Raw genomic sequence first — 12805 nt, forward strand, 5'->3', positions numbered from 1 at the left:
CGCCGAAGGGGCGGCCGCCCAGCTCCTCCCGGCCGTGCGGAGTCAGCCAGTTGCTGAGGTCGGGGCCGAGCGGCACGATGCCCGTCGGGTTGATGTCCCGGTGGACCTCGTAGTAGTGCCGCTTGATGTGGACGAAGTCGATGGTGTCGCCGAACCCGGGCGTGGTGAACAGGTCCCGGGCGTACGCCCACAGCACCGGCATCTCGCTGAGCTTCTGCCGGTTGCACTTGAAGTGCCCGTGGTAGACCGGGTCGAAGCGGACGAGCGTGGTGAACAGCCGTACGTCCGCCTCGGTAATCGTGTCGCCGACGAGGTACCGCTGCCCGGCCAGCCGCTCGCTCAGCCAGTCCAGCCGGTCGAACAGCCGGTGGTACGCCTTGTCGTACGCCTCCTGGCTGCCGGCGAAGCCGCACCGGTAGACGCCGTTGTTGACATCAGCGAAGACGACCGCGTTCACCTCGTCGATCTCGCCGCGCAGCGGTTCCGGGTAGAGGTCCGGCGCGCCCGGCCGGTGGTGCGCCGTCCACTCGGTCGACAGGTCGAGGCTCATCTGGGCGTAGTCGTTCGTCACCACCTGGCCGGTGGGCACGTCGACGAGCGCCGGCACGGTGATGCCGCGCTCGTAGCCGGGGAAGCGGGCGAAGTACGCGTCGGCCAGCCGCTCGATGCCCAGCACCGGGTCCTTGCCGTCCGGGTCCAGGTCGAACGTCCAGCTCCGCTTGTCGTGGGTCGGCCCGGCCACGGCCATCGAGATGGTGTCCTCCAGCCCGAGCAGCCGCCGGATGATGATCAGCCGGTTGGCCCACGGGCAGGCCCGGCTGACTGCCAGCCGGTAGCGGCCCGGCTCCACCGGCCAGCCGTTGCTCCCGTCCGCGGTGATCCGGGTGGCGATGTAGCGCTGGTCCCGGGTGAACTCGCCACCCGGCTCCACGTACTTGCCGCCGGTCCGGTTCAGGACCTCGTCGTCGCTGCCCACACCCACCTCCGAGTTCGCTTTTTCGCTCCCATCATGGTCGCTCCGGCCGCTCTCGGCAGGGCGACTGCGCCGGAGACCGGCAGGGCGAGTGCGCCGGAGACGCGGGGCGACTGCGCCGGAGACCGGCGGGGCGACTGCCCCGGAGAGGGGCATAGGCTGCCCGCCGTGACCGATGTGGAGGCGGCAGCCCGGCGTTTCGTCGCCGACGTGTGGAACGCGGGGCGCGAGAAGAGCGCGTACGAGCTGGTGGCGGCGGACTGCCCGGGGCTCGGCGGCACCGGCCCGGCGGCGGTGCTGGCCTGGCACCGGGACCGGCGGGCGTCGTTCCCCGACCTGCGCTACAAGATCGTCGAGGTGGTGGCGACCGGCGCCCGGGTGGCGGTGCGCTGGCGGGCCGCAGGCACCCAGGCCGGGCAGTTCGGCCCGGTGCCGCCGACCGGCCGCGTCGTCAGCTACTCGGGCGCGACGTTCCTGCGCTTCGACGACGAGGGCCGGATCGTGGACGTGTGGAGCGTCAACGAGCTGTTCCAGGTGCTCCAGCAGCTCGGCGTGGAGATGCTGCCCCCGCTCACACCCGGCGAGGCGTGATCCGGCCGCACGCCCGGGCCAAAGCGCCGGGTGGTGGTCGCGCGCGCCCGGGCCACAGGGCAGGATGGGCGGCATGAGCGAGCACGGTGGAGTGCCCGGCGGGGGCCTGGTGAAGGGCCTGGCGGTCACGTTGAAGACGATGACCCGCCGCTCGACCACGCAGCAGTACCCGGACGTCGAGCCGGAGCTGCCACCCCGCTCCCGCGGCGTGATCGCGCTGCTGGAGGAGAACTGCACGGTCTGCATGCTCTGCGCGCGGGAGTGCCCGGACTGGTGCATCTACATCGACTCGCACAAGGAGGAGGTGGCGGTGCCCGGCGCCGCCCGCCCCCGCCAGCGCAACGTGCTCGACAAGTTCGACATCGACTTCTCGCTCTGCATGTACTGCGGTATCTGCGTCGAGGTCTGCCCGTTCGACGCGCTCTACTGGTCGCCCGAGTTCGAGTACGCCGAGTACGACATCAAGAACCTGCTGCACGACAAGGACCACCTGGGCGAGTGGATGGCCACCGTGCCGCCGCCGCCGGCCCACGACCCGCTCGGCGACCCCTCCAAGGAGGAGACCACCGCCGCCCGGAAGGCGGCGGGTCCGTCGGCCCGTCCGGCTCCTTCCGGGGTACGCCCCGACGCCGCCACCGATCCGGGCGGAGGCGCTGCCTCATGATCGGTGCGGACGTGCTGCTGCTCGCGCTCGGCGCGGTGGCGGTGGGCGCGGGCGCGCTGGTGGTCGCCACCCGTCACCTGGTCCGGGCCGGGTTGTGGCTGGTGGTGTGCCTGGGCGCGCTCGCGGGTGACTACCTGGTGCTGACCGCCGAGCTGGTGGCCTGGGTGCAGGTGCTCATCTACGTCGGCGCGGTGGTGGTGCTGCTGCTGTTCGCGGTGATGCTGACCCGCGCGCCGATCGGCCCGTCGGACGACCTGGACCGGCCGGGCTGGGCCGCCGCGCTCGTCGGCGCCGGCAGCGGCCTCGGCCTGGCGGTGCTGCTGATCGACGCGTTCCGCTGGTCCCGGGTGGACCTGCCCGACGCGGGCACCGCCGAGCGCCTCGGCGAGCAGATCTTCCGTTCCTGGGTGCTGCCGTTCGAGGTGCTGTCGGTGCTGCTGCTGGCCGCGCTGGTCGGCGCGATCGTGCTCTCCCGCCCCGACATCGGCCGCCCGGCCGCGCCCACGCCGGCCGCGCCCAGCCCGGCCGCGCCCAGCCCGGCCACCGGCCCGCCGGCCGACGGCGACCGGACCGGCGGCGAGCGCCCGGTCAGCGCCGCGCCACAAGCCGACGAGGGCGGCCGCCCGTGAGGCCGGTCATCCCGTACGTCACCGCCGCGCTGCTGTTCGGCCTCGGCGTGTACGGCGTGCTTCGCCGCCGCAACGCCGTCCTGGTGCTGATGGCGGTGGAGCTGATGCTGAACGCGGTGAACCTGGTGCTGGTCACCGCCGACACCACCGTCAAGGCCGTGCTGCCGCACTCCGGTCAGGTGTTCGCGCTGTTCGTGATCGTGCTCGCCGCCGCCGAGATCGGCGTCGGGCTGGCCATCGTGCTCCAGCTCTACCGGCTGCGCGCGAGCGTCACGGTCGACGACGTACCACTGGGCGAGCCCGTGCCGGCGGTCGCGGTGGGCCCGGCGTCCGGGCGGCCGGATGTGGAAGGAGCGGTCCGGTGAGTACGCCGACGCTGTGGCTCGCGGCGGTGCTGCCGGCCGCGCCGCTCGTCGCCGGGCTGCTCGGCCTGCTGCTGCCGCCCGCCCCGCGCCAGGACCGGGCGGCGGCCCGGCGGTCGGCTGTCGCGCTGGGCGTGGCCGGGGCGGCCGTGTCGCTGCTGGCCGCGCTGGCGCTGCTGTTCCGCGTCGACGCCCCGGTCGAGGCGTCCACCACCTGGGTCGACCTGGGCGGGCTTCGGGTCACGCTGGGCCTGCGCCTGGACGGCGTGGCGGTGCTCGTCGCCACCGCTGTCACGGCGGTCGCGCTGGCCGTGCAGGTCTACTCGATCGGTTACCTGCGCCGGGGCCCGCACGACGACGTGGACGTCGACCACCGGTACCCGCCCTACGCGGCCCAGCTCAGCCTCTTCACCGCCGCCATGCTCACGGTGGTGGTGTCCGGCGACCTGATCATGCTGCTGGTCGGCTGGGAGGTGATGGGCATCTGCTCGTACCTGCTCATCGCCCACGACCGGCGGCTGCCCGAGGCGCCCGGCGCGGCGGTGAAGGCGTTCCTGGTCACCCGCGTGGGTGACGTCGGTTTCCTGCTCGGCATCGCCCTGCTGGGCGTGGGCGCGGGCAGCTTCCGGATCGCCGACGTGCTGGCCCACGACTACGGCACGGGCACGCTCACCGCCGCCTGCCTGCTGCTGCTCGCCGGGGTGGCGGGCAAGAGCGCCCAGTTCCCGCTGCACACCTGGCTGCCGGACGCGATGGCCGGCCCCACGCCGGTGTCCGCGCTGATCCACGCCGCCACCATGGTCGCCGCCGGGGTGTACGCGGTGGCCCGGCTGTTCCCGCTGTTCGAACGCGCCCCGGCCGCGCTCGCCGTACTCGGCGTGATGGCCGCGATCACCATGCTGCTCGGCGCGTTCGCCGCCACCGCGCAGGACGACATCAAGCGGGTGCTCGCCTGGTCGACCGTGTCCCAGATCGGCTACATGACCGGCGCGCTGGCGGTCGGCGCACCGGCCGCCGCGCTGTTCCACCTGCTCACCCACGCCGCGTTCAAGGCGCTGCTGTTCCTCGCCGCCGGTGCGGTGATCCACGCCGTCGGCACCACGCTGATGTCCCGCATGGGCGGCCTGCGTACCGCCATGCCGGTGACCTTCTGGTGCATGGTGGTCGGCCTCGGCGCGCTGGCCGGCGTACCCCCGCTCTCCGGTTTCTGGAGCAAGGACGGCGTGCTCGCCGCCGCCGAGGCGGCCGCGCTCGACGGCGCCGGGCCGACAGCGGCCTGGGTGGGCTGGCTGGTCTGGCTGGCCGGGCTGGTCGGGGTGGCGGTGACCGCCTGGTACGCGACCCGCCTGCTGCTGCGCACCTTCCTCGGCGCGACCCGCACGCCGCTGCTGCGCCCGCACGACCCGCCCGCCCTGCTGCGCTGGCCGGTCCTGCTGCTCGCGGTTCCGGCCGCGCTGCTCGGCCTGGCCGCGTTCGCGCCGTGGTTCGCCGACCGGCTGCGGGTGCCGGGCGACGACACCGGCGAGGCGGTCGAGCTGGTGCACCTGGCGCCGAACCTGATCCTGCCGCTCCTGCTGCTGCTCGCGGGCGCGGGCGTCGCCTGGGCTGGCTGGCGCCGCGACCCGGCCGCCGACCCGGCCCGCTTCCTGGGTCCGCTGCGGCCGGTGTTCGCCCGGGCGTTCCGGCTCGACGACGTCCAGCACACGCTGGTCGTACGCCCGACGGGCGCGCTGGCGCGGGTCGTGCGTACCGGCGACGAACTCGGCGTGGACGGCCTGGTCGAGGGCAGCGGCCGGGCGGCGGTCGAGGTGGGCGGCGGCCTGGCCGCGCTGCACCGGGCGGCGCTGCCGCGCGCGGCGGCCGGTGTGCTCGCCGGTGCGCTGCTGATCGGCCTCGCGGTCGCGCTGATCGGAGTGACCTCATGACGTTCGGGCAGGTCCTGCTGGTCGCCGTGGTCGCGGTCCCGGCGCTCGGCGCGCTGGCCACAGCCGTCGTGCCGGGCGACCGGGCGGGCCGGGTGGTCGGTACCGTCGCCGCCGGGCTGACGCTGCTGGCGACGCTGCCGCTGGTCGGCGGCGAGCACGGCTGGTTCGGGTACGGGCCCCGCCCGGCGGTGCAGCCGTGGCACCAGCTCGACCTGCGGTGGGTGCCCGGGCTCGACCTGCGCTTCCACCTCGGCGTGGACGGCATCTCCTGGCCGCTGGTGGTGCTGACCGCGCTGCTCACGCTGCTGTGCTGCGCGTACACGCTGTGGCGGGTGCCGCCCGGCGGCGGCAGCGGGCGGGCGCTCGTGGCGCTGCTGCTCGTGGTCGAGGTGGGCATCCTCGGCACGTTCCTCGCGCTCGACCTGGTGCTGTTCTTCCTGTTCTTCGAGGTCGTCCTGCTGCCGATGTACGCGGTGATCGCCGGCTGGGGCGGCGCGGACCGGCGGCGCGCGGCCCGTAAGTTCGCGCTCTACACACTGTTCGGTTCGGTACTGCTGCTCGTCGGCGTCTACGTGGTGGTGGCCGCCGCGGGCACCGCCGACCTGGTCACGCTCACCGGCGGCGCCGGGCTGTCCCGGGGCACCCAGCTCGCCGCGTTCACGCTGCTCGCGCTGGCGTTCGCGGTGAAGAGCCCGCTCTGGCCGCTGCACTCGTGGCTGCCCGACGCGCACACCCAGGCGCCGACCGTCGGCAGCGTGATCCTCGCCGGGGTGCTGCTCAAGATGGGCACGTACGGGCTGATCCGGGTCGCCGTGGGGGTGGCCCCGGAGGGCGCCCGCTGGGCCGCGCCGGTGCTCGGCGTGCTCGCCGTCGCCGCGATCCTGATCGGCGGCCTGGTCTGCCTGGCGCAGGACGACCTGAAGCGGCTCATCGCGTACTCCAGCGTCGGGCACATGGGTTTCGTGCTGCTCGGCGTCGCCACGCTCACCGCCACCGGGCTCCAGGCCGCGCTGATCGGCAACATCGCCCACGGCGTCATCACCGGCCTGCTGTTCTTCCTGGCCGGTGCGGTCAAGGACCGCGCGCACACCGGCTCTCTGGCCGAGCTGTCCGGGCTGCGGGAGACCGCGCCCCGGCTGGCCGGGCTGCTCGGCTTCGCGGCTGTGGCCTCGCTGGGGCTGCCCGGCCTGGCCGGGTTCTGGGGTGAGGCGTTCGCCGTGGTCGCAGCCGTGCGGCGGGGCGGCCCGCTCTGGCTGACGCTGGCAGTGCTGGCCGCGCTGGGCGGGGCGCTCACAGCCGCGTACTTCCTGCGGCTGCTGCGCCGGGTCACCCACGGGCGGCCCAGCCCGGCGGTGGCCGGGCTCGCACCCGGGCTGGCCGGGGCGGAACTGACCGCCTGGGTGCCGCTGGTGCTGCTCGCGCTCGCGGTCGGCCTGGCCCCGGCGCTCGTGCTGTCCTACGCCTCCGGTCCGGTGGAGGCGCTGCTGGGGGTCGTCCCATGAGCCTGGTGCAGCCTGTCGACAACCTGGCGATGCTGCCCGCGTACCTGGCCGCCGGCACGGCCGTGCTGGTGCTGCTGGTCGACCTGCTGGTGGCGCGGCCCGCCGTCACGGTGGCGGTGGCGGCGCTCGGCGCGACCGGCACGGCCGTGGGCGCGGCGCTGGTCGGCGCGGACGACACCCGGCGCACGTTCTGTGTCGGTGACGACTGCTCCTGGGTGTGGAACGGCCGGGCCGCCCTGGTCGGGGCGGTGATCGCGCTGCTCACGCTCGGCGTGCTGGCGCTGTCCGGCCCGCTGCTGCGCGCCGGGCGTACCCCGGTCGGCGAGTACTGCTTCCTGCTCGCCTGCGCGATGACCGGCGGCGTGGTGCTCGGCGCCGCGGGTGACCTGATCACGCTGATCGTGGCGCTGGAGACGCTGACGCTGCCGCTGTACGTGCTGGTCGGGCTGCGCCGGGGCAGCCTCGCCGGCGCCGAGGCGGCGGTGACGTTCTTCGTGGTGAGCGTGGTCGCGACCACTGTGACGCTGCTCGGCGCGGCGCTGCTCTACGCGGTCACCGGCACGCTGCACCTGGACCGGCTCGGCGCCACCCTGGCCGCCCGCGACGACCTGACCGGACTGCCGTTGACCACAGTCGCGGTGGCGCTCGTGGTGGCCGGGCTGGCGTTCAAGGTCGCCGCGGTGCCGTTCCACGCCTGGGCTCCGGCGACGTACGACGGCGCGCCGCTGCCGGTGGCCGCGTACCTGTCGACCGCCTCGAAGCTCGGTGGCGTGGTGGCGCTGCTGGCGGTGGTGCAGCGGGCGCTGCCCGGTGACCTGACCGGCCCGGTGCTGGCGGCGCTGGCGGTGCTGACCATGACCGTCGGCAACCTGGTGGCGCTGCGTCAGCGGCGTACCGTGCGGTTGCTGGCCTGGTCGTCGGTGGCCCAGGCGGGGTACATCCTGGCGCCGCTGGGCGCGCTGGCGCTGACCGCGGGCCGCACCGGCGACGCGCGGGCGGCCGCGTACGCGGCAGCCGTCGCGTACGCGATCTTCTTCGTGCTGCTGGAGCTGGCCGCGTTCGCCGCGGTGGTGGCGTTGCGCCCGGCGGACGGCGACGGCGGCACGCTCGCCGACCTGCGCGGCGCGGCGCGGCGGCACCCGTGGGTGGGCGGCGCGTTCGCGCTGGCGCTGATCGGGCTGGCCGGGCTGCCGCCGGGCCTGGCCGGGCTGTTCGCCAAGGTGACAGTGGTACGCGCGCTGCTGGCCGGGCACGCGGGCTGGCTGGCGCTGGTGGTGGCGCTGAACGCGGTGATCGGCCTCGCCTACTACCTGCGGGTCACCGCTTCGCTCTACGCGACGCCTGCGGGCGCGGCGGTGGTCCGCCCCGCGCGGACCGTGGCGCTGGCGCTCGGCGTGGCCACCGTGGCGGCGGTGGTGATCGGTTTCGCACCGCAGTTGGTGCTGGACGTGGCCGCGCGCTGACCGGTTCGTGCCCTGGTGGGCGACCGCTTCAGCGTGTGCACAGCAACATCCAGCCAACTTTCAGCCATGAGCCGGATGGTTGACGGGTACCGGTGTGTTGAACCGGTCAGCGGGCCTCCCGCAAGGGTCCGTGCACCGAAGGAGAGATCGTGCATCACAACCGTCTCAAGACCGCAGCGCTGCTCGGCCTGTTGACCTCGCTGATCCTCGCGATCGGCTACTGGTTCGGCGGTAGCGGCGGTCTCGTCATCGCCGTCGTCATCTCGTTGCTGATGAACGGCGTCACCTACTTCTTCTCCGACAAGCTCGCACTGCGCTCGATGAAGGCGCAACCGGTCACCGAGGCACAGTTCCCCGAGCTGTACCAGATGGTGCGGGAGCTCTCCACGCTGGCGGGCAAGCCGATGCCCCGGCTCTACGTGAGCCCGACCTCGCAGCCCAACGCGTTCGCCACGGGTCGTAACCCGGAGAACGCGGCGGTCTGCGTCACCCAGGGCATCGTGGAGGTCCTGGACTACCGGGAGCTGCGTGGCGTGATCGGCCACGAGCTGTCCCACGTCTACAACCGGGACATCCTGATCTCCAGCGTGGCGGCCGGCCTGGCCGGCATCATCACCATGCTGGCCAACCTGGCCTGGTTCATCCCGTTGGGCTCGTCCGACGACGAGGACGGCCCGAACCCGGCCGTGCTGCTGCTCACGCTGATCCTCGGCCCGATCGCCGCCACGGTGATCCAGCTTGCGATCAGCCGGAGCCGGGAGTACCAGGCCGACCAGTCCGGCGCCGAACTGAGCCGCGACCCGCTGGCCCTGGCCAGCGCCCTCCGCAAGATCCACATGGGTACGCAGGCGCGCCCGCTGGCGCCGCAGGGCCAGCTCGCCAGCACCGCCCACCTGATGATCGACAACCCGTTCAAGCGGGGCGGCGGCATCGCCGCGATGTTCGCCACCCACCCGCCGATGGAGCAGCGGGTGGCCCGCCTGGAGCAGATGGCCCGCAACTCCGGGCCGGTGCAGTTCCGGCGCTGACCCGCGTGACACAACGCCGCCCGCGTCCACCCGGACGCGGGCGGCGTTCGTGTCTGCAGCCCTTCAGGGCACGGCCGGCTCGGGCAGCCGGTCCGGACGGGCGGCCAGCACCACGGCGAGCAGCACCACCCCCGCCACCAGGTAGGCGACCGCCGGGCCGAGCAGCACCGCCACCCCGCCGAGCAGGAAGATCCCGACCCCGGAGAGCACGATGTTGCCGGCCACGATCGTCGCCTCCACCTGCCCCATCCGCTCCCGGGGCGCCAGCCGCGCGAACGTGGCCTGGGCCCCGATCAGCCACCCGCCGCCCGCTCCGACGAGCGCGTTCGCCACGGCGAGCGCCCACGCCGGGGCGTCGAGCGCCACCAGCAGACCGGCCAGCAGCAGCGCGGCGCCGAGCGCGCTCGCCGCCACCACCTGGCCGGTCACCCGGGCCAGCCAGCCCCGCCGCCCCACCACCAGCACGAACACCGCACCACCGAACGACGACGCCGCCAGCACGACCGGCCGCCACCCGCCGGCAGCCAGATCCGGGGCGAGCGTCTCCGGCAGCCCGCCGGACAGGACTGTGGCCAGGGTCAGCAGCGCCACGCCCCGCAGCACCGGATTGGCGGCGATGATGCGGATGCCGGCGGTGGCGGGCGGCCGTGGACCCCGGCGCTCCTGCCGGCGCACCGGCAGGCCGGCGAGGACCACCGCCGCGAGCAGGAACGAGACCAGATCGATCACGAGCGCCACCCGGGGGCCGAGCGCCACCGTCACGCCGGCCCCGGCGAGCAGGCCGACGACCTGGCCGCTCTGGTTGGCGAAGGCGGAGAGCCCGAACAGCGGCAGCCGCAGCGGCGCCTCCACCGCCTCGGCCGTGATCGCCACGTGCACGCTCGCGTACGCGGCCCGGACCGCGCCGAGCAGCCCGGCCGCCACGATCGCCGGCACCGGCCGGGGCGCCGCCGCCGGTACGGCGATGAGCACCGCACCGGCCAGCGAGAGCCCGACCAGCATGGTGCGCCGGGCCGGCACGTCCAGCCAGCCGCTGAACACTGTCGCGACCAGCAGGGCGGGCACCGTGCGGGCGGCGTACACGGCGGCCGGGCCGAGGACCGAATCGGTCTGGTCGTAGGCGAGCAGCAGCAGGGCCGCCAGCCCGACGAAGTCACCCAGCTCGGAGACGCCCCGGGCGACGAGCAACCGGGCGGCGACCGGATGCCGGAACAGGGCCCGGTAGCCGGGCGCGGGCGTCGCGGTGTCGGTCATCGATCCGACGGGTCCGTCTCCTCGACGCCGACCGGCTCGTAGTCGGCCCGCTCACGTAGCCGGCGGACCTGCTCCCGCCGGTAGCTGCCGCGGATCTGCGGATCCTGCCGGCGGCGGCGCAGCGCCACCAGGTCCGCCCACAGGTCGTCCGGCCACTCCGCGATGCCCTGCCCGGTGACCAGTTCGGCCTGCCGCGTCGCCGCGAGCGTCGACCGGTGCACCGGCTGGAGGCACATCAGGGGGATGTTCCGGTAGAGCCGGACCACGTGGCCCGGCTCGGTCAGGCGCAGGATGGTCGGCAGGAACGACGTGTACCAGTCGGTCTCCACCACGCCCTCGTAGAGCTGGAGCCCGCGCTGCGCCGGCCAGTTCGGCACCCCGCGGCCCAGCAGGCACCAGCCGGGGGAGGTACGGGCCACCACCCCGGTGACCATCTCGATCGTGTGCGGGGCGCGCGGGTCGGCGTCGATGAAGGGCATGGTGCCGCCGTAGCGGTCGAAGATGTCCAGGCCGTCCCGGAACCGCTCCGGCAGGTCCGCGAGCTGTGCCGGCGCCTGCGGCAGCGTGCCGTCGTACCCGCCGGCCAACGACCGCCAGCCGGCCGGCTCGTTCTCGTGGAGGAGACTCCACTCGGTGTCGTGGCCGTCCCAGCGCAGCGCCACGTCGGCGGGCGGGTAGACGTACCACCCGAGACCGGAACCGGCAGCCACCGGTGGGCACTGCTGGACCGCGCGGACCGGCAGCGAACCCCGGAGGGTGGCGGACGCGGGCTCGGCGGGCCGTGCGTCGCCGTACAGGGAGTAGATCTCGACCCGCAGCGGCGCGACAGCCATGCCGCTCATCCGACCTCCGATCACGGCGGCGGCCGACCCGCCGTAGGCATGGACTCCGTTCGATCACCGAACCTACTCGTTCCCGGCGGGTAAGGCAGCCCCGCGCCGGCCGCCCGATGTGACCGACTCGACCACCGGGCCGGTCACCAGGAGCGTTAGGGTCGGAGGCTGACTCACTCGTTACTTCCCGGAGGTGCACACCGTGGCCGCACTGCGCCAGTACCAGGGCGTCTGGCGGATCCCCGGCGCGCCGATGCTGCTGATCCTCGGCATCATCGGCAGGCTCGGGATCGGCATGACCCCGCTGGCGCTGCTGCTCGTCGTCGAGCAGGTCACCGGCCGGTACTCCCTGGCCGCCGTCGCGGGCGGCATCTACGCGCTCTCCGGCGCCGCGCTCAGCCCGGTCGCCGGCCGGATCGCCGACCGGGCCGGTCCCGCCCCCGTCCTGCTGCTCACCGCGCTCGCCCACCCGCTCGCCCTGATCGGGCTGCTCGTCGCCACCCGCTCCGACAGCGGCAACCTCGGCCTGATCTACCTGGCCGCGGGCGTCGCCGGCGCCACGTACCCGCCGCTCACAGCCGCGATCCGGGGAGCCTGGAACGACCTCACCGCCCCCGCCACCGGCCGGGCACACCTGCGCAACACCGCGCTCGCCGCCGAGACCACGCTGTTCGAGGTCGTGTTCGTGATCGGCCCGCTGCTGGTGGCGGGCTTCGTGCTGTTCGCCGATGCCTCCGCCGCGCTCGTCGGTGCCGCGGTGGTCACCCTGGTCGGCACCGCCACCGTCGCGCTCGGCCGGGTCATGCGCGGCTGGCGCCCGCACGCGCGCGAGCACCACGCCCGAGGGCTCGGCCCGCTGCGGCTCGGCGGCTTCCCCGCGCTGCTGCTCTGCGTGGCGAGCCTCGGCATCGCGTTCGGCGCCTCCGGCGTCATCGTCCCGGCCTTCGCCGGGGACTCCGGCGCCGACGACCCGCAGAGCCTCGCGGGCGTGCTGCTCGCCGTCTGGGGCATCGGCAGCGCCATCGGCGGTTTCTGGTTCGGCGTACGCAAGCCCGCCGCCAACATGACCCGCCAGTTCGCCTGGCTGCTCGGCACAGTCGCGGCAAGCCTGATCGTCTTCGCGTTCATCCCTGACCCGATGGCGCTGGGCGTCGCGCTGGTGCTCGGCGGCGCGGCCATCGCCCCCGCGCTCACCCTGGAGAACACGCTCGTCGGGCGGATCACCCCGGCCGGCATGCTGAACGAGGCGTACACCTGGGTGGTGACCATGTCGGTCGCGGCGAGCGCCGCCGGCGGCTCGATCGCGGGCCTGATCATCGACCACGCCGGCGGCGTCCCCTGGGCGTTCGTCTTCGCCGGGGCGGCGGTCGCCGTCGGGGCCGCGGTCGCCGCGCTGCCCGGCGGCCCGATCGCCCGGGCCGAGGCCACAGCGGTACGCGCCGAGCAGTCGCTCGCCGCCTGACAGTGAGGATGTAGGGGTGGGGTCACCCGGCCTGGTCTGACTCACCGCCTGACCGACGTTGCTGTCCTGGAGCGGATCCGTCGGCTTGGTCCGGGTGACCCCGTTCCTGCACGTCACTG

At 74.4% G+C, this 12805-nt stretch carries 12 protein-coding genes; 9 read left to right on the top strand and 3 right to left on the bottom strand.

The genetic code is table 11. The features are described from left to right. On the bottom strand, nt 1–976 hold a 976-nt coding region (locus F8279_RS26430; protein ID WP_151501379.1), incomplete at its 3' end, for a glutathione S-transferase family protein. Between the two features lie 165 nt (nt 977–1141). On the opposite strand from F8279_RS26430, the gene F8279_RS26435 reads away from it, so the two are divergent. From F8279_RS26435 to htpX, 8 genes are all read left to right on the top strand, one after another. Then, nucleotides 1142–1564, top strand: a complete 423-nt coding sequence (locus tag F8279_RS26435) for an ester cyclase (protein ID WP_151501380.1) — start codon at nt 1142–1144, stop codon at nt 1562–1564. Between the two features lie 73 nt (nt 1565–1637). Further along, nucleotides 1638–2228 (top strand): NADH-quinone oxidoreductase subunit I, encoded by a 591-nt coding sequence (locus F8279_RS26440; protein WP_091426486.1) that lies wholly within the window; start codon nt 1638–1640, stop codon nt 2226–2228. Next, nucleotides 2225–2857 carry an NADH-quinone oxidoreductase subunit J gene (locus F8279_RS26445; protein WP_151501381.1) on the top strand — a complete coding sequence of 211 codons (633 nt, stop codon included), beginning with the start codon at nt 2225–2227 and terminating at the stop codon, nt 2855–2857. Before F8279_RS26440 ends, F8279_RS26445 begins: the two co-directional genes overlap by 4 nt. Continuing rightward, nucleotides 2854–3222, top strand: coding sequence for an NADH-quinone oxidoreductase subunit NuoK (gene nuoK, locus F8279_RS26450; RefSeq protein ID WP_091426481.1), 369 nt, complete (start codon nt 2854–2856; stop codon nt 3220–3222). The genes F8279_RS26445 and nuoK overlap by 4 nt, the downstream gene beginning before the upstream one ends. Further along, nucleotides 3219–5144, top strand: a complete 1926-nt coding sequence (locus tag F8279_RS26455) for an NADH-quinone oxidoreductase subunit L (protein ID WP_151501382.1) — start codon at nt 3219–3221, stop codon at nt 5142–5144. The genes nuoK and F8279_RS26455 overlap by 4 nt, the downstream gene beginning before the upstream one ends. Continuing rightward, nucleotides 5141–6646, top strand: a complete 1506-nt coding sequence (locus F8279_RS26460) for a NuoM family protein (RefSeq protein WP_151501383.1) — start codon at nt 5141–5143, stop codon at nt 6644–6646. The genes F8279_RS26455 and F8279_RS26460 overlap by 4 nt, the downstream gene beginning before the upstream one ends. Beyond that, nucleotides 6643–8109, top strand: coding sequence for an NADH-quinone oxidoreductase subunit N (locus F8279_RS26465; RefSeq protein WP_151501384.1), 1467 nt, complete (start codon nt 6643–6645; stop codon nt 8107–8109). The genes F8279_RS26460 and F8279_RS26465 overlap by 4 nt, the downstream gene beginning before the upstream one ends. A gap of 149 nt (nt 8110–8258) precedes the next feature. Continuing rightward, nucleotides 8259–9137, top strand: a complete 879-nt coding sequence (gene htpX, locus F8279_RS26470; RefSeq protein ID WP_091426472.1) for a zinc metalloprotease HtpX — start codon at nt 8259–8261, stop codon at nt 9135–9137. A 63-nt stretch (nt 9138–9200) separates the two neighbouring features. On the opposite strand, the gene F8279_RS26475 is transcribed toward htpX, so the two are convergent. Beyond that, nucleotides 9201–10391 (bottom strand): MFS transporter, encoded by a 1191-nt coding sequence (locus F8279_RS26475; RefSeq protein WP_151501385.1) that lies wholly within the window; start codon nt 10389–10391, stop codon nt 9201–9203. After that, entirely contained in the window at nt 10388–11233 is an 846-nt protein-coding gene (locus F8279_RS26480; protein ID WP_091426468.1) for a DUF6065 family protein, read from the bottom strand. Before F8279_RS26480 ends, F8279_RS26475 begins: the two co-directional genes overlap by 4 nt. Nucleotides 11234–11426: 193 nt before the next feature. Here F8279_RS26480 and F8279_RS26485 point away from each other — a divergent pair, with 193 nt between their 5' ends. Further along, on the top strand, nt 11427–12686 hold the full coding sequence (locus F8279_RS26485) for an MFS transporter (RefSeq protein WP_151501386.1): 1260 nt from the start codon (nt 11427–11429) through the stop codon (nt 12684–12686). Nucleotides 12687–12805: the final 119 nt, after the last annotated feature.

Origin of the sequence: Micromonospora sp. AMSO1212t, assembly GCF_008868145.1 — a bacterium.
In the GTDB taxonomy this organism is placed as follows: Bacteria; Actinomycetota; Actinomycetes; order Mycobacteriales; family Micromonosporaceae; genus Micromonospora; species Micromonospora tulbaghiae.